Raw genomic sequence first — 15,650 nt, 5'->3', positions numbered from 1 at the left:
TTTAACATGCGGCTAGCCGGGAACAAATTCACCATCTAAAAAGAGTTTTCCGTTTTCCGCATGCATAACGAGCGCATTAAGATAGTCCGGATCAAACTTTACGCCGCGCTTATTTTTTGCAATATACGTCAAACAATGATTATGGGTAAAAATGACTATATTTTTATTCTGCGACTTTTTCAGTAACGTATTGATTGAAGCATAAATACCGCTGCCGCAATCCATCATTTTTTTATCCACCGTAAGCGACCTGCCCGCAGAAAACCAGGTTGCCGACTGGATGGTGCGCACCGTATTACTGGAATAGAGATTGTAATTTTGTATATCGGCACTGAAGGCTTTACCCAGCGCTCTGGCATCTTGCGCACCGTTGACCGTAATCCCCGTGCTGTCTGACAGGCAGGTATTATCGGAACGATCGCACCGCTCGGCATGGCGGAATAACACGACTACCGGATGCTGCTTCGCCAGCGCCGCCAGCGCTTTACCGTTAATCTGCGGTAGACCGTTACCACTCCAGGCATGTTGTGAGGTCAACCCGGCGATAATAACCAACGCCCCCGCCAGAGTCGCGAGATAGCGTTTGTTTTTAATAAAGCGTAGGGTAAATGCCAGCACATTAACCTCTCAGGCAGACAGTGCAGCTAACTTAATAGCAATACGATTAAAATGAAATTCCGCAACGGAAGACCAGGCCAGAAACATAAAAACAGCTTTTGGGCATGCATAAAATGCCTTAAACTTTCGGCGAAAGCAAAGCATAATTCCGTTAAAAATTATCTTTTTACTTCACCTTAATTTCTTAATGTTAATTTAATATTCATCTAGTAGGGTTCAGCTAAATGCGTTAAAAAATAAGCCCTTTTCTATTGCCGAAATATTTGAAAAGCGGCTTTCAATGGCTGAAGGAAAAATGATGTCGGACTTTTTGCCTTTCTCCCGTCCGGCGATGGGCGCGGAAGAGCTTGCTGCCGTTAAGACCGTACTGGACTCAGGTTGGATAACAACCGGCCCGAAAAATCAGGAACTGGAAGCGGCGTTTTGTCGGCTAACTGGCAATCAATATGCCGTTGCCGTCAGTTCAGCCACTGCCGGTATGCACATCGCGTTGATGGCGCTGGGCATTGGTGAAGGCGACGAGGTCATTACACCGTCAATGACGTGGGTTTCTACGCTAAATATGATCGTTTTACTCGGCGCGAACCCCGTCATGGTCGATGTCGATCGCGATACGCTGATGGTCACGCCTGAACATATCGAAGCCGCGATTACGCCACAAACCAAAGCAATTATCCCCGTCCACTACGCTGGCGCGCCCGCCGATCTGGACGCTATTTACGCTCTTGGCGAGCGTTATGGCATTCCAGTGATTGAAGACGCGGCGCACGCGACAGGAACCAGCTACAAAGGTCGCCACATTGGCGCCCGGGGCACCGCGATTTTCTCCTTCCACGCCATTAAGAACATTACCTGCGCTGAAGGCGGTATCGTCGTCACGGATAACCCGCAATTCGCCGATAAACTGCGCAGTCTCAAGTTTCACGGGCTTGGCGTTGATGCCTGGGATCGACAGAGCGGGGGACGCGCGCCACAAGCGGAAGTCCTGGCGCCGGGCTACAAATATAATTTGCCCGACCTCAACGCCGCTATCGCGCTTGCTCAGTTACAGAAACTGGATGCGCTTAACGCTCGCCGCGCCGCCATCGCAGCGCAGTACCACCAAGCAATGGCAGACCTGCCTTTTCAGCCTCTGAGCCTTCCGTCGTGGGAGCATATTCACGCCTGGCATTTATTCATTATCCGGGTCGATGAAGCCCGCTGCGGTATTACCCGGGATGCTCTGATGGCATCGCTGAAAACGAAAGGCATCGGCACAGGGCTGCATTTCCGCGCCGCGCATACGCAAAAATATTATCGCGAACGTTTCCCAACGCTCACGCTGCCTGACACCGAGTGGAACAGCGAGCGGATCTGCTCACTGCCGCTCTTCCCGGACATGACCGAGAGTGACTTTGATCGAGTCATTACCGCCCTTCATCAGATAGCAGGACAATAAGCATGTTTGACGCCGCCCCCATAAAAAAAGTCTCGGTGGTTATTCCTGTCTATAACGAACAGGAAAGCCTGCCGGAATTGATAAGACGCACCACCACCGCCTGCGAGAGCCTGGGCAAAGCGTGGGAGATTTTATTGATAGATGATGGTAGCAGCGATAGCTCGGCGGAGCTGATGGTTAAGGCGTCCCAGGAGGCCGATAGCCATATCATCTCTATTTTACTCAACCGTAACTACGGTCAACATGCAGCAATTATGGCGGGGTTTAGCCATGTAAGCGGCGATCTCATCATTACGCTGGATGCCGATCTGCAAAACCCGCCGGAAGAGATCCCGCGCCTGGTGGCGAAAGCCGATGAAGGGTTCGATGTGGTAGGCACCGTGCGCCAGAACCGACAGGACAGCCTGTTTCGCAAATCGGCGTCAAAAATCATTAATCTGCTGATCCAGCGCACAACGGGCAAAGCGATGGGCGATTACGGCTGCATGTTACGCGCCTATCGCCGCCCTATTATCGATACCATGTTGCGCTGCCATGAACGCAGCACCTTTATCCCTATTCTGGCCAACATTTTCGCTCGTCGGGCTACCGAGATCCCGGTGCATCACGCTGAACGTGAATTTGGCGACTCTAAATACAGTTTTATGCGTCTCATTAACCTGATGTATGACCTGGTGACCTGCCTGACGACGACGCCGCTGCGCCTGTTGAGCCTGCTGGGCAGCGTTATCGCCATCGGCGGGTTTAGCCTGTCGGTATTGCTTATTGTACTTCGCCTGGCGCTGGGGCCGCAGTGGGCGGCGGAAGGCGTATTTATGCTCTTTGCCGTCCTGTTTACCTTCATCGGCGCGCAATTCATCGGTATGGGGCTGCTGGGCGAATACATTGGTCGCATTTATAACGATGTCCGCGCCCGCCCCCGCTATTTTGTTCAACAAGTTATCTACCCGGAAAGCACGCCGTTTACTGAGGAAAGTCACCAATGAAAGCCGTTATTTTTGCCTACCACGATATGGGATGTCAGGGCGTGCAGGCCGTACTGGATGCAGGATATGAGATTGCCGCGATTTTCACTCATGCCGACAATCCTGCGGAAAACACCTTTTTTGGCTCCGTCTCCCGGCTGGCGGCAGGATTAGGGATTCCGGTTTATGCGCCGGATAACGTAAATCATCCTATCTGGGTCGACCGCATCGCTGAGCTTGCGCCGGATATTATTTTTTCGTTCTATTACCGCAACCTGTTAAGCGAAGAAATTCTGCACCTCGCCCCGGCTGGCGCGTTCAATCTGCACGGTTCTCTATTGCCTGCCTATCGTGGCCGTGCGCCGCTAAACTGGGTTCTGGTTAACGGCGAAAGCGAAACGGGCGTAACGCTGCATCGTATGGTCAAACGTGCCGACGCCGGAGAGATTGTCGCCAGTCAACGCGTCGCTATTGCGCAGGACGATGTTGCGCTTACCCTGCATCATAAGCTATGTCAGGCCGCGCGCCAGTTGCTTAATAGCATCCTGCCCACCATGAAATGCGGCGATATACCTTCTGTTCCTCAGCGTGAGTCTGACGCTACATATTATGGTCGCCGCAGGCCGGAAGATGGCCTTATCGACTGGCACAAACCGGTTTCCACGGTGCATAACCTGGTGCGGGCGGTAGCCGCCCCCTGGCCCGGCGCGTTCAGCTATAACGGCTCGCAAAAATTCACTATCTGGTCTTCCCGAATTTGTCCGGATGCGCAGGGCGCGCTTCCCGGCTCGGTAATTTCGGTCTCTCCGCTGCGGGTCGCCTGCGCCGATGGCGCGCTGGAGATTATTACCGGCCAGGCCGGAGACGGTATTACTGTACAGGGCTCGCAGCTTGCACAGACGCTTGGTCTGGTGGCGGGCGCGCGTTTGAATCGTCCACCAGCGACCAGCGGTAAACGTCGCATTCGCGTTCTCATCCTCGGCGTCAACGGTTTTATCGGCAATCATTTGACCGAACGGTTACTGAATGAAGAGAATTACGAGGTCTACGGTATGGATATCGGCAGCAACGCCATTAGCCGATTCCTGCTCCACCCTCGCTTTCATTTCGTGGAGGGAGATATCAGCATCCACTCAGAATGGATCGAATATCATGTCAAAAAATGCGATGTCGTACTGCCGCTGGTAGCAATTGCTACCCCGATTGAATACACCCGCAACCCGCTGCGCGTCTTTGAACTTGATTTTGAAGAAAACCTGCGGATTATCCGTTATTGCGTAAAATACCGTAAACGCGTGGTTTTTCCGTCTACCTCTGAAGTGTACGGCATGTGTACGGACGCCTCTTTTGACGAGGACAAATCGAATCTGATCGTCGGGCCGGTGAATAAGCCGCGCTGGATTTACTCCGTTTCCAAACAGCTTCTCGACCGGGTGATTTGGGCTTATGGCGAAAAAGAGGGATTGCGCTTCACGCTTTTCCGTCCCTTTAACTGGATGGGGCCGCGGCTGGATAGCCTGAACGCGGCGCGTATCGGCAGTTCACGCGCGATAACGCAGTTGATTCTGAACCTGGTAGAAGGGACGCCGATCAAGCTTATCGACGGTGGTCAGCAGAAGCGCTGTTTCACCGATATTCGCGATGGTATCGAAGCATTATTCCGCATTATTGTGAATGATGGCGATCGGTGCGATGGCAAAATCATTAATATCGGCAATCCTGACAACGAAGCCAGTATTCAGGAACTGGCGACGCTGTTGCTCGACAGTTTTGATAAGCATCCGCTGCGCTGCCATTTCCCACCGTTTGCCGGTTTCCAGGTCGTCGAAAGCCGTAGTTATTACGGCAAGGGTTATCAGGATGTCGCACACCGGAAACCCAGTATCGACAATGCCAGGCGCTGTCTGGGCTGGGAACCGTCTATTGCGATGCGTGATACGGTTGAAGAAACGCTGGACTTCTTCCTGCGCAGCGTAGATGTCGCGGAACGCGCATCATGACGAAAGTCGGTTTACGCATTGATGTTGATACCTTGCGAGGAACGCGTGAAGGTGTTCCCCGGCTGCTGGCGACATTGCATCGCCACGGCGTTCAGGCCAGCTTTTTCTTCAGCGTCGGGCCGGACAATATGGGACGTCATCTTTGGCGTCTGATAAGACCGCGATTTTTATGGAAAATGCTACGTTCAAACGCCGCCTCGCTCTACGGCTGGGATATCCTGCTGGCCGGTACCGCCTGGCCGGGAAAAAATATCGGCAACGCCAATGCCGGGATTATTCGTGAAACGGCAACATACCATGAGACGGGACTACATGCCTGGGATCACCATGCGTGGCAGACTCACAGCGGCCACTGGAGTATCCGCCAGCTTGAAGAAGATATTGCGCGCGGCATAACGGCACTTGAGGCCATTATCGGAAAACCCGTCACCTGCTCAGCCGCGGCCGGCTGGCGAGCGGATGGGCGCGTTGTTCGTGCGAAGGAGTCGTTCAACCTGAGGTATAACAGCGATTGCCGTGGAACCACCTTATTCCGTCCGCTACTGATGCCGGGCCAGACAGGGACGCCGCAAATCCCGGTCACCTTACCCACATGGGATGAGGTTATCGGCCCCGCCGTTCAGGCGCAGTCGTTCAATACCTGGATTATCTCCCGTATGTTGCAGGACAAAGGCACGCCGGTATATACCATCCATGCGGAAGTCGAAGGTATTGTCCATCAGCCGCTGTTTGAAGATTTGCTCGTTCGTGCACGTGACGCGGGGATCACCTTTTGTCCTCTGGGCGAACTGCTGCCGACATCGCCTGAGTCTCTGCCGTTGGGGCAAATTGTACGTGGACACATCCCTGGCCGTGAAGGTTGGCTGGGGTGCCAACAGGCAGCGAGCGCCTCATGATGAAATCGATACGCTATTATCTGGCTTTCGCCGCATTTATCGCGCTCTACTATGTTATTCCTGTCAATAGCCGCCTGCTCTGGCAGCCGGATGAAACGCGCTATGCCGAAATAAGTCGGGAGATGCTGGCGTCTGGCGACTGGATCGTGCCGCATTTTCTGGGATTACGTTATTTTGAAAAACCGATAGCCGGTTACTGGATAAACAGTCTGGGTCAGTGGCTTTTTGGCGCTACCAATTTTGGCGTGCGGGCTGGCGCTATTTTAACGACATTGCTGGCCGCAGCGCTGGTGGCGTGGCTGACGTTCCGCTTATGGCGGGATAAACGTACCGCGTTGCTCGCCTCCGTTATCTTTCTCTCCCTCTTTGCCGTTTACAGTATCGGGACGTATGCGGTACTCGACCCGATGATCGCGCTTTGGCTTACGGCCGGGATGTGTTGTTTCTGGCAGGGGATGCAGGCCACGACCCGAACGGGCAAGATTGGGATGTTTTTGCTACTGGGCGCAACCTGCGGTCTGGGTGTATTAACTAAAGGCTTCCTCGCCCTGGCCGTACCGGTGGTGAGCGTGCTGCCGTGGGTCATTGTCCAGAAACGCTGGAAGGACTTTTTGCTTTACGGCTGGCTGGCGGTCTTGAGCTGCTTTGTGGTTGTCCTTCCTTGGGCGATCGCCATTGCGCGGCGCGAAGCCGATTTCTGGCATTACTTTTTCTGGGTGGAGCATATCCAGCGATTCGCCATGAGCGATGCCCAGCATAAGGCCCCTTTCTGGTACTATCTGCCGGTACTGCTCGCGGGAAGTTTACCGTGGCTGGGGTTACTGCCTGGCGCGCTTAAACTGGGCTGGCGCGAGCGAAACGGCGCATTCTATTTGCTCGGATGGACGATCATGCCGCTTCTCTTTTTCAGCATTGCGAAAGGGAAACTGCCCACCTATGTTCTTTCCTGTTTCGCACCGATAGCGATACTCATGGCGCGCTTCGTCCTGCATAACGTAAAAGAAGGCATCGCCGCGCTGCGTGTCAACGGCGGGATCAACCTGGTGTTCGGGTTAGTCGGGATCGTCGCAGCGTTTGTCGTCTCCTCATGGGGCCCGCTGAAATCGCCGGTGTGGACGCATATCGAAACCTATAAAGTGTTTTGCGTCTGGGGCGTCTTTACTGTTTGGGCGTTTGTGGGCTGGTATAGCCTCTGTCATAGCCAAAAATACCTATTACCCGCGTTTTGTCCGCTGGGACTGGCGCTGCTGTTCGGCTTTTCCGTCCCCGACAGGGTGATGGAATCCAAACAGCCACAGTTTTTTGTCGAAATGACCCAGGCGCCTTTGGCATCAAGCCGCTATATTCTTGCCGACAGCGTGGGCGTCGCCGCCGGGCTGGCCTGGAGTCTGAAACGAGACGATATTATGCTCTACGGACACGCGGGCGAACTCAGGTATGGTCTTAGCTATCCTGATGTACAGAATAAATTCGTTAAAGCCGACGATTTTAACGCCTGGCTCAACCAGCATCGTCAGGAGGGCATTATTACGCTAGTACTTTCAATAGACAAAGACGAAGACATCAGCGCTCTTTCCCTTCCCCCTGCGGACAATGTTGATTATCAGGGGCGTCTGGTGTTAATTCAGTATCGGCCTAAATGATCGGCATCGTTCTGGTGCTTGCCAGTCTGCTCAGCGTTGGCGGTCAGCTCTGCCAGAAGCAAGCGACACGGCCATTGACGACGGGCAGACGCCGCCGTCACCTGATGCTGTGGCTGGGCCTGGCGCTGATATGCATGGGTGCAGCGATGGTGCTGTGGCTGCTGGTGCTACAAACCCTGCCGGTGGGAATTGCTTACCCGATGTTGAGTCTGAATTTTGTCTGGGTCACGCTGGCGGCCTGGAAAATCTGGCATGAACAGGTTCCGCCCCGCCACTGGTTGGGCGTCGCATTAATTATCAGCGGCATTATCATTCTGGGGAGTGCGGCATAATGGGCGTAATGTGGGGACTGATAAGCGTTGCGATTGCCTCCCTCGCCCAGTTGAGTTTAGGATTCGCCATGATGCGACTGCCATCGATAGCGCATCCACTGGCGTTTATTTCCGGGCTGGGCGCATTTAATGCCGCGACCCTGGCGCTATTCGCCGGTTTGGCGGGGTATCTGGTTTCCGTCTTCTGCTGGCAGAAAACATTACACACGCTCGCGCTCAGCAAAGCCTATGCGCTGCTGAGTCTCAGTTATGTGCTTGTCTGGGTAGCCTCAATGTTGTTACCCGGTTTGCAAGGCGCTTTCAGCCTAAAAGCGATGCTCGGCGTATTGTGCATTATGGCGGGGGTAATGCTGATTTTTCTGCCCGCCAGATCATGATGGCTTGCGCGTCAACCGCTGCCATTCGTCGCAGGAATAACAGCGTGCATCAACGATTTTTAAGGTCTGGTGTTTTTCCCGATTAATACAATACTGCGCATCCTGTAAAGGCGACAGGATATCGCCGGGACTCAGTAATATCATGGAATTCGCCTCGGCGATCATTTTTAGCGAACCGCCGCTATCGCACAGCACCAGAACATGGCACGCCCTCTTTTTGACATAATGCGATTTCTTAACCAACCATTCCATAGCGCCCCCGTTTCACGCTGATTGTTCATAACACGTTACACATCAACGGATAAACAAAACGGCAATAGCGATGGAATGGTTGTATATTAACCTAACATTAATTTTTACAGATCTTACACACCCACTGCTGGAGCGCACGGCGAGATATTTTAATCCCTCCGTTTTTCAGTTCTGACGGCAGCGTCAACCAGCGAACCGGCTGTTGAAAACGCGCCAGCTTATCGCGAACCCATTCAGCGAGGTTCACGTCTCCGGCCTGCGATGCATACTCCACAACCGCAACGGGACGATGGCCAAACTCTTTATCTTCTACCGGCACGACAAAGGCTTGTTGCACCAGCGGATGCGCGTTAATAACGCGTTCGACTTCCTCCGGCTGAATGCCTTCGCCGCCGCTAAAGAACAGGTTGTCCAGCCGCCCGGCGATGGTTAGCCTGCCGTGGTTCAGCTCGCCGCGATCGCGCGTGGCAAACCAGCCTTCGTCATTAACCAGCGGGATCAGTTTGCCATCACGCCAGTAACCTTCCGCCATACTGGCGGCGCGCAGCCAGACTTCATTATCGACGATTCTGATCTCTCTGCCGGGAAGCGGCGCGCCAACATCATCCGAACCATCGGCCTCTTTGGCGCATACCGTAGACGCGAACTCCGTGAGCCCATACCCGCACCAGCAGCGAATCCCTTGTTTGCTGGCCTGGTCGGTGAGTTCAACCGGAATCACCGCGCCGCCGAGCAAAACGGCTTTCAGCGTCACCGCCGCCCGATTCGCCAGCAACCGCCATAGCTGCGTCGGCACCAGCGAAGCATGAGTACACCCTGCCAGCATCTGCTCCAGCGGTTGCTTATCGCGTACCGTCATGCGCGCCCCGGCGAAGAGCCAACGCCACATAATACCCTGCCCGGATACATGAAACAGCGGCAGCGATAGCAGCCAGTCATCCTGAGGGCCAAACGGCATTAGCGAAAGCACCCCCTGCGCGCTGGCAAGATGCGCCTGGCACGTATGTACAGCCGCTTTTGGCAATCCTGTGGAACCCGATGTCAGCGTCATGGAAACCAGACGCTGCGGTTGCCAGTCCACAGCATACGCCGCTGTGCTCTTTTGTATCTGCAACGCGGTTAATCCGGAAAACGCGTTTTCGCCTTCCAGTGTCAGCGCAAAACGCAGCGTTAACTTCGGCACCAGCGCCTCCAGCAACGTCTGGGGCAACTGCGGATTGACGGGCAGAACCCGCGCGCCGCACTGCATCAGCGCAAGCCATGCCAACAGAGTGCGCGGCTGATTCCCGGCGCGCAGCAGGACACCGTCGCCCTCGCGTACGCCCTGCGCGGCAAACCCGCCCGCCAGCGCATCAATACGCTCACAGAGGGCGCGCCAGCTTAGCACTTCATCGTTCAGGCACAGAGCGGGCGCCAGGCTGCGAACCTGACGCCAGTGGCGCCACGGCCAGTCCGTGAATGTCATAACAGTCGTTCCAGCTCCTCACGCTTCAGACAAGGCAACGCGCTACCGGGCCAGGGGCGAACCTGTTGCGCCTGCATCAGATGCAAGGTATCCAGTCCGGGCAGCGTTCCCGGCGTCAACCAGGCGGCAATCCGCGCCAGTTGCGTCAGGCCGAGGCTGGACTCGATCGAAGAGCTGATAACCACCGTCAGTCCCAACGCATGGGCGGCAGCGACTTGCTCACGCACTTTATCAAGCGATCCGGTCAGAGTAGGTTTGATAACCACAGCCCTGACGCCCTCTTCGGCTTCAAAGGTGAAATCCGCTTCGCGCAGACTTTCGTCCCAGGCAATCGCGATGCCGGTTTCACGGGCAAAGGCGCGGGAATCATCCCGCGTCTTACACGGTTCTTCGAGAAAGGCGATACGAGCGCGGTAGTCTGGATTAACATACTTTGCGAACTGTTGGGCTTTTAGCGGCGTCCAGGCGCGATTCGCATCCAGACGCAGATGCAGATCCGGGATCGCCTCCAGCAGCAAATTAACCACCATGCCGTCGCGTACCGCTTCATAGAGACCTACTTTGACCTTAGCGATTTTCTCGCCGGGCATATCGGCAAGCCGCAGCACCAAATCGTCAGGATCGCCAGTGCATAACGGCGCAGCGCGATAGTCCGCCGCCTCCGGCAAGACGCCAGTCAGTTCCGCCAGCGCGCAGCTTGCGCCAAACGCGACCGAAGGCATCTCGGGTAATCCCTCGCTCCCCTGAAGCCAGTCGTTCACCCACGTCAGAAGCGCCGTCTGCGCCTCTTCCCACGTTTCCTGACTGAACCCCGGCAGCGGGGAGATCTCTCCCCACCCTTCACGCTCGCCGTCACGCAGACAAACATACAGCCCGTCGCGAGTTTTTAACCGCCTGTCGCGCAGAACCACCCCCGCGTCCATGGGGATCTGCCAGCGGTATACCTGCGCGCTACGCATTATGGGTTCCGTTTGAATTTGCTGAAGTCAGGCTGACGCTTCTGGTTAAAGGCGTTACGGCCTTCCTGCCCTTCTTCCGTCATGTAGAACAGCATGGTAGCGTTGCCCGCCAGCTCCTGCAGCCCGGCCTGACCGTCACAATCGGCATTCAGCGCCGCTTTCAGGCAACGCAGCGCCATCGGACTGTTTTGCAACATTTCGCGGCACCAGCGCACGGTCTCTTTTTCCAGATCCGCCAGCGGAACGACGGTGTTAACCAGCCCCATGTCCAGCGCCTGTTGCGCATCGTACTGGCGGCACAGGAACCAGATTTCACGCGCTTTCTTCTGACCAACGATACGCGCCATATACGAAGCGCCCCAACCGCCGTCAAAGGAGCCGACTTTCGGACCGGTCTGGCCGAAGATGGCGTTTTCCGCCGCTATGGTCAGGTCGCACATCATGTGCAACACATGACCACCGCCGATAGAATACCCCGCGACCATCGCGACAACCGGTTTTGGACAGGTGCGAATCTGGCGCTGGAAATCCAGCACGTTCAGGTGATGCACGCCGGAGTCATCCTGATAACCGCCGTAATCGCCGCGCACCTTCTGGTCGCCGCCCGCGCAAAACGCTTTATCGCCTTCGCCGGTCAGAATAATCACGCCCACGTTGTCGTCGTAACGGGCATCCGCCAGCGCCTGAATCATCTCTTTGACGGTCAACGGACGAAATGCATTGCGCACCTGCGGACGATTAATGGTGATTTTTGCAATACCGTCGGTGGATTTTTCATAACGAATGTCGGTGTAACCCTCCGAGCAGTCGTGCCATTCTACCGGTGCGTAAAGCATTGTTTCATCAGGATAGATCATAGTGTGTCCTTTAGTCAGAGACGCAGAATCTGAGCCAGACTGTCTACCACGCCAGCGGGGTTTTCCCGATGCGCGTTGTGTCCGGCGTTACGAATAACATGGCATGTCGCCGCCACTTCCTGCGCCAGGGCGCGGAATTTGCTGTCGCGTTCGCCACATAAATAATAAAACGGAAATGCCAGCGCGTTGAGCGCCTCGCGTAAATCCGGCTGGGCGGCAAGCGATGTCGCCTCCAGCATCGCAGCCAGCGTTTCGCCGTTATTCTGGCTACGCAGCGCCGTCAGCGCCTGCCTTTGCTGCGCCGTCAGCGAGGCGAACACCGGCTGCTGATACCAGTCGTGAAAAACCTCAGTCAGGGGTTCACGACGAAAACGCTCTGCCCAGCGCCCGTCGGACAATCGTCTTTCAGCGCGCGCCTGTTCATTTTGCAGCCCCGGATGACCGCCTTCAACCACCAGGCCGCACAGGCCGGGTATTCCCTGGCAGGCTGCCATCATCGCCACCCGGCCGCCAAGAGAGTATCCCACCAACCAAAACTTTAGTATGTTGTAACTAATTAACGTGGCGCGCAGTAATCTGATGACATCGGCAAAGCCGCCGACCGGAATAGCCGCAGATCCGCCATGTCCCGGTAAGTCAATATAGAGCCGCGAACAGCCGTGAAACTGTTCGCCAACCGGCTGCCATTCACGGCAATCGCCAGAAAAACCGTGCAGGAAAACCAGTGAGGGCGCCCCAGGCTGTCCGGGCATGTGCTGCGCGTGCAACATCATAGATGGCTTACCTGAGCCAAAAGTTGCTGCAACGTCTGCGCGCCGTCCGTATCGTTTACCACCAGCTCAATCACCGTTGTCGCCGGGGTTCGCCACGCGCCAGCCAGCGCAGACTCCAGCTCTTCCCAGTTTTCCGGGCGATGATAGCGCAGGTTAAACATGGCGGCCGCATGGTCAAAATGGACGTTTTGCGGCATCAAATAAAAGCGCTCGCGTTTGCTTTGCGGCGTCGGCAGCAGGGAAAAGATCTGCCCGCCGTTATTGTTGACCACAATCAACACAAACGGCGCAGATACCTGACGTAGTAACGCCAGCGCGTTAAGATCGTACAGCGCGGATAAATCGCCGACGATAGCCAGCGTCGATTTGGCGCTGGCGCGCTGCACGCCTGCCGCCGTGGAAAGCAGGCCGTCAATGCCGCTCGCCCCGCGATTGCTGTATACCGGATAGCCAGCCGGCAACTGTGACAGCGCGTCGATCAGACGCACCACCAGACTATTGCCCACGAACAATTGCCCCTGCTCCGGCAGATAGTCGCGGATACGGTGCGCCAGCTGCGCTTCGCCAAAGGTGTCTCGCTGCGCGACCACCCGTTGCCACGCCAGTTCCGCCAGACGCGGGATCTCTACACACCACGGTTTACGTTTTTCCGCCGGATGCAGTTCCAGCCAGTCGGCGATTTTCGCTACCAGTCTGCGTCCACGATGGTGCGCAGGGTCCAGACGACCTTCAATATTGTCGATTACCCAGTACTCTTCCGGCTCGCAGGTTGCCTGCCATTGCAGTAAGCGTTTTCCGGTAAGGCTACTGCCAAGCTGGACGACAATTTGCGCCTGCTGCAGTTCGGTCACCGCTTTGGCGTTGCCGAGCCACAGGTCGGCGCACGGCAGCGGCTGCCCGGTTTGCGACAATACGTCGCCAATTAATGGCCATCCCAGAGTTTGCGCCCACTGCGCCACTTTTTTGCCTTCTTCCGCGCTCATACGCCCAGCGACGACAACGCCGCGTTTTTGTCGCCAGAAGAACCAGTCGCGCTGTTTGTCGCTTTCCAGTCGACGCGCTTCGCGCAGCCAGGGTTTTTCATCCTGCCACCAGTCGCCGAGACGCTGCTGCCAGACCAGACCGGTGTCATTCATATCGCCATACAGCGGTTCGGCAAAAGGACAGTTAATGTGCAGCGCGCCCGCATGAAGCATGGCGAGCGCATTGTCGATGGTCGACACCAGCCAGCGCGCCGGAATGTCCTGCGTGGGACGCGGCAACGACAAAGTTTGGGAGGGGTGCGAGGCAAACATCCCCGCCTGACGGATCGCCTGGTTGGCGCCGCAGTCAATCAGCTCTGGCGGGCGATCGGCGGTAAGTAAAATGAGCTTCTCGCCCGTCAGCCCCGCCTCAATCAACGCCGGATAGAGGTTCGCCACGGCGGTACCTGAAGTGACAATAACGGCAACCGGCTGTTGGCTGACTTTCGCCAGCCCTAACGCCAGATGACCAAGCCCACGCTCATCAAAGTGCGTATGGTGAATAAAAGCAGGATTCTCTGCCGCCGCCAACGTGAGCGGCGTGGAACGGGAACCAGGGGCGATACAAACATGCCTGACGCCATGACGGGTTAAGGCTTCCAGGATGACCGCCGCCCAGCGCCGGTTAAATGCACTTACTGACATGAGTTTGTCCGGTATCAATCATTGGGACTAAGTATAAAGAGCTGCAAAAATGGATTATTGATATGGGTCGGGAATATGTGACTCATTACGCATCCATCTGCAATAAGGTACGTAATCCGGCCGCTTTATTATCTATTTCCTGCCATTCCTGTTCCGGATCGGAGCCGCGGACGATTCCCGCGCCGGCATACAATCGCACCACATTGGCCGTCACTTTGGCTGAACGTAACGTCACGCAAAACTCACTTTGCCGCGTGGAGAGATAGCCTGCCGACCCGGCATACCATTCACGTTCGAACGGCTCATGTTGTTCTATAAAACAACGCGCGGGTTCACGAGGGATCCCGGCGACCGCTGCGGTAGGCTGTAACTGGTGCAGGCAGAGCGTGTCGTCCGCCTGATTAAGCGCCGTCCAGATACAGCGGCGCAAATGCTGTACCTTGCGCAGTCTGAGCACCTGCGGCGGCAGCACATCCAGCGAGTGGGTGCAGTTTTGCAGTCGCTGGCAGATGTCTTCGACAACCAGCATATTTTCTCGCTGGTTTTTATCGTCTTTCATTAACCATTCGCCAAGCTGCCAGGCTTTATGGTTATCCGGATGGTTCGCCACCGTCCCGGCCAGCGCTTCGGTACGCAGCGCCGTTTCACGCCGCCGCCAGAGCCGCTCCGGCGATGATCCCAAAAAGGCGGTATCAGCGGAAAAAGCCATAAAAAAGTGGTAGCAGTTGAGATTTAAACGACGACTGGACGCCATCATCGCGGCGGCATTGACCGGACGGGAGAATTGTAAGTCGGTGGCCCGCGCCAGCACAACTTTATCAAACGCCTCTTGCGCAATGGTGTGGGTGGCCTGCTGAATCAGCTTCACCCAACCGTCTTTGTCCGGCCAGTGTTGTTCGCTCGTGAGCGAAAGGCGTAGCGCCGGAACAGGCTTAATGCCGACCAGAGAAGCGAGAAACGCTTTCGCCTGGCGCGCATCATCGCGTAGCGAAACGTCACTGTGCAGATGTAAGCGTAAGGTCGCCGTACCCCCGCTACGTCGCCACTCCAGCCGCGGCAGCAATAAGTAGCCCTCTTTCGGCTCGAACGCATTCAGCCCCCAAATACGCAGGTCAGGCTGCGCGTGCTGACGTAAAAACCGTTGCGCCAGATCGAGCGATGAAAAAACGGTGATTGCCCCGAGAACGGCAGCTTCTTCGTCGCCATTGCGCTGTTGCCAGTAGAATTGCGGAAAGGATGACTGGCTGGCCAGCCAGCTCAATGCATCGAAGGCATCGTTTAAAGGGAAAGGCGCATCGAAAACGCAAAGCCCTGGCGTCGCCGGTATCTCTTGCGATAGCTGACGCGTCAGATTTTCCAGCGCAGTAGTAATAGAATGCACGCGGCCCCTCCCTGTTAAAAACCCCAC

15 protein-coding genes are annotated in these 15,650 nt (G+C 55.8%); 7 read left to right on the top strand and 8 right to left on the bottom strand.

Annotation, left to right across the window (positions count from 1 at the left end; genetic code table 11):
- Positions 1 to 12: 12 nt before the first annotated feature.
- Positions 13 to 618 carry a lipopolysaccharide core heptose(II)-phosphate phosphatase PmrG gene (gene pmrG, locus J4728_RS09575; protein ID WP_000879258.1) on the bottom strand — a complete coding sequence of 202 codons (606 nt, stop codon included), beginning with the start codon at positions 616 to 618 and terminating at the stop codon, positions 13 to 15.
- Positions 619 to 916: 298 nt separating this feature from the next.
- Here pmrG and arnB point away from each other — a divergent pair, with 298 nt between their 5' ends.
- From arnB to arnF, 7 genes are read left to right on the top strand one after another with little or no spacing between them, the layout of a single operon-like run.
- Positions 917 to 2,056 (top strand): UDP-4-amino-4-deoxy-L-arabinose aminotransferase, encoded by a 1,140-nt coding sequence (gene arnB, locus J4728_RS09570; RefSeq protein WP_001279284.1) that lies wholly within the window; start codon positions 917 to 919, stop codon positions 2,054 to 2,056.
- A gap of 2 nt (positions 2,057 to 2,058) precedes the next feature.
- Positions 2,059 to 3,042 carry an undecaprenyl-phosphate 4-deoxy-4-formamido-L-arabinose transferase gene (gene arnC, locus J4728_RS09565; protein WP_000458893.1) on the top strand — a complete coding sequence of 328 codons (984 nt, stop codon included), beginning with the start codon at positions 2,059 to 2,061 and terminating at the stop codon, positions 3,040 to 3,042.
- A complete protein-coding gene (arnA, locus tag J4728_RS09560; RefSeq protein WP_001749045.1) occupies positions 3,039 to 5,021 on the top strand; it encodes a bifunctional UDP-4-amino-4-deoxy-L-arabinose formyltransferase/UDP-glucuronic acid oxidase ArnA in 1,983 nt (660 codons plus the stop codon). The genes arnC and arnA overlap by 4 nt, the downstream gene beginning before the upstream one ends.
- On the top strand, positions 5,018 to 5,917 hold the full coding sequence (arnD, locus tag J4728_RS09555) for a 4-deoxy-4-formamido-L-arabinose-phosphoundecaprenol deformylase (RefSeq protein WP_000169769.1): 900 nt from the start codon (positions 5,018 to 5,020) through the stop codon (positions 5,915 to 5,917). The genes arnA and arnD overlap by 4 nt, the downstream gene beginning before the upstream one ends.
- Complete coding sequence (gene arnT / locus J4728_RS09550) at positions 5,914 to 7,560, top strand: lipid IV(A) 4-amino-4-deoxy-L-arabinosyltransferase (RefSeq protein WP_079840229.1); 1,647 nt, start codon at positions 5,914 to 5,916, stop codon at positions 7,558 to 7,560. The genes arnD and arnT overlap by 4 nt, the downstream gene beginning before the upstream one ends.
- Complete coding sequence (gene arnE, locus J4728_RS09545) at positions 7,557 to 7,892, top strand: 4-amino-4-deoxy-L-arabinose-phosphoundecaprenol flippase subunit ArnE (RefSeq protein WP_000579485.1); 336 nt, start codon at positions 7,557 to 7,559, stop codon at positions 7,890 to 7,892. Before arnT ends, arnE begins: the two co-directional genes overlap by 4 nt.
- Positions 7,892 to 8,269 carry a 4-amino-4-deoxy-L-arabinose-phosphoundecaprenol flippase subunit ArnF gene (gene arnF, locus J4728_RS09540; protein ID WP_000538694.1) on the top strand — a complete coding sequence of 126 codons (378 nt, stop codon included), beginning with the start codon at positions 7,892 to 7,894 and terminating at the stop codon, positions 8,267 to 8,269. The genes arnE and arnF overlap by 1 nt, the downstream gene beginning before the upstream one ends.
- On the opposite strand, the gene pmrD is transcribed toward arnF, so the two are convergent.
- From pmrD to menF, 7 genes are all read right to left on the bottom strand, one after another.
- Positions 8,264 to 8,521, bottom strand: a complete 258-nt coding sequence (gene pmrD / locus J4728_RS09535; protein ID WP_000455132.1) for a signal transduction protein PmrD — start codon at positions 8,519 to 8,521, stop codon at positions 8,264 to 8,266. The genes arnF and pmrD overlap by 6 nt on opposite strands.
- A gap of 97 nt (positions 8,522 to 8,618) precedes the next feature.
- Positions 8,619 to 9,986 carry an o-succinylbenzoate--CoA ligase gene (menE, locus tag J4728_RS09530; RefSeq protein WP_208211654.1) on the bottom strand — a complete coding sequence of 456 codons (1,368 nt, stop codon included), beginning with the start codon at positions 9,984 to 9,986 and terminating at the stop codon, positions 8,619 to 8,621.
- A complete protein-coding gene (gene menC, locus J4728_RS09525) occupies positions 9,983 to 10,945 on the bottom strand; it encodes an o-succinylbenzoate synthase (protein ID WP_021000546.1) in 963 nt (320 codons plus the stop codon). Before menC ends, menE begins: the two co-directional genes overlap by 4 nt.
- Positions 10,945 to 11,802 carry a 1,4-dihydroxy-2-naphthoyl-CoA synthase gene (gene menB, locus J4728_RS09520; protein ID WP_000640013.1) on the bottom strand — a complete coding sequence of 286 codons (858 nt, stop codon included), beginning with the start codon at positions 11,800 to 11,802 and terminating at the stop codon, positions 10,945 to 10,947. The genes menC and menB overlap by 1 nt, the downstream gene beginning before the upstream one ends.
- A 14-nt stretch (positions 11,803 to 11,816) precedes the next feature.
- On the bottom strand, positions 11,817 to 12,575 hold the full coding sequence (gene menH / locus J4728_RS09515) for a 2-succinyl-6-hydroxy-2,4-cyclohexadiene-1-carboxylate synthase (RefSeq protein ID WP_000979134.1): 759 nt from the start codon (positions 12,573 to 12,575) through the stop codon (positions 11,817 to 11,819).
- Positions 12,572 to 14,242 (bottom strand): 2-succinyl-5-enolpyruvyl-6-hydroxy-3-cyclohexene-1-carboxylic-acid synthase, encoded by a 1,671-nt coding sequence (gene menD / locus J4728_RS09510; RefSeq protein ID WP_000116392.1) that lies wholly within the window; start codon positions 14,240 to 14,242, stop codon positions 12,572 to 12,574. The genes menH and menD overlap by 4 nt, the downstream gene beginning before the upstream one ends.
- Positions 14,243 to 14,327: 85 nt before the next feature.
- Entirely contained in the window at positions 14,328 to 15,623 is a 1,296-nt protein-coding gene (gene menF / locus J4728_RS09505; protein WP_000555674.1) for an isochorismate synthase MenF, read from the bottom strand.
- Positions 15,624 to 15,650: the final 27 nt, after the last annotated feature.

Source organism: Salmonella sp. 32070601201500089SM (genome assembly GCF_017573605.1).
Taxonomy (GTDB): Bacteria; Pseudomonadota; Gammaproteobacteria; order Enterobacterales; family Enterobacteriaceae; genus Salmonella; species Salmonella enterica.
This window is presented reverse-complemented; position numbering and strand designations above follow the sequence as displayed.